Genomic DNA, 713 nt, shown 5'->3' with positions numbered 1-713 from the left:
CCTGAATTTTTAGTCAGCAGTAAACGGGGGAGTGTTTACTGCCGGACTCTGCTGAATTACTGGTAAGAAACAGTAACTGGCAATTGAGCACTCCAGTTAATGGAGTCATTGGCTGCCGGAGCATCCAGTTTGATAGTAATTTTGGCAAAATCACGAATACCAGATGCATATGAAGCAGAATATTTCACAGAAGGGTCAGCAAAACCTTCGTTATCACCTTTATCCCATGAAGTACCCGCTGCAGGGTTCTCGTTTTCCCAAACATCAGAGAATAACTGCGCCATGACCTCATAAGCGCCAGAAATAGTCACACCATCAACTGAAGCAGGGACACCACCAGAAAAAGCGCCAGTAGCTTGTGATGCAGCCAAATATTTGACCTCTACGTTATTATCGCCCCATGCAGCTTTCTCAATAGCTGATGCATACAGCGGCGCAGTTAAAACACCAATCTTCCCGGCATCGCCATTAACATTTAAAGTTAACTCTGTGGTGTTATCAGTAAAATTAGCTGTATTAATGGCGCCACCATAGTTAATAATAGGAACAATACCCGGTTGACCATTAAATACCGCATTATTTCGGATAGCTAAAACTGGAATGTTTTTACCTGCAGGAATTTCAACCGTAGTAGCCCCTTTCTGAATCGGCGCATTCAGGTCATTCACCGCAGCGCCTACTTTAACTTCCCACGGGGTAACTTTTTCTACCGG

The 713-nt window shown here is 44.2% G+C and carries 1 protein-coding gene; it reads right to left on the bottom strand.

Annotated features, from left to right (window positions below; all coding sequences use genetic code 11):
* Positions 1-56: 56 nt before the first annotated feature.
* Positions 57-713 (bottom strand): fimbrial protein (locus BEA93_RS24560; protein WP_105267698.1); only part of this gene is annotated, 657 nt, incomplete at its 5' end.

This window comes from Escherichia sp. MOD1-EC5950 (assembly GCF_002965345.1).
GTDB lineage: Bacteria > Pseudomonadota > Gammaproteobacteria > Enterobacterales > Enterobacteriaceae > Escherichia > Escherichia marmotae.
The sequence above is the reverse complement of the archived record's forward strand: the minus strand, read 5'-3'. Positions and strand labels throughout refer to the sequence as shown.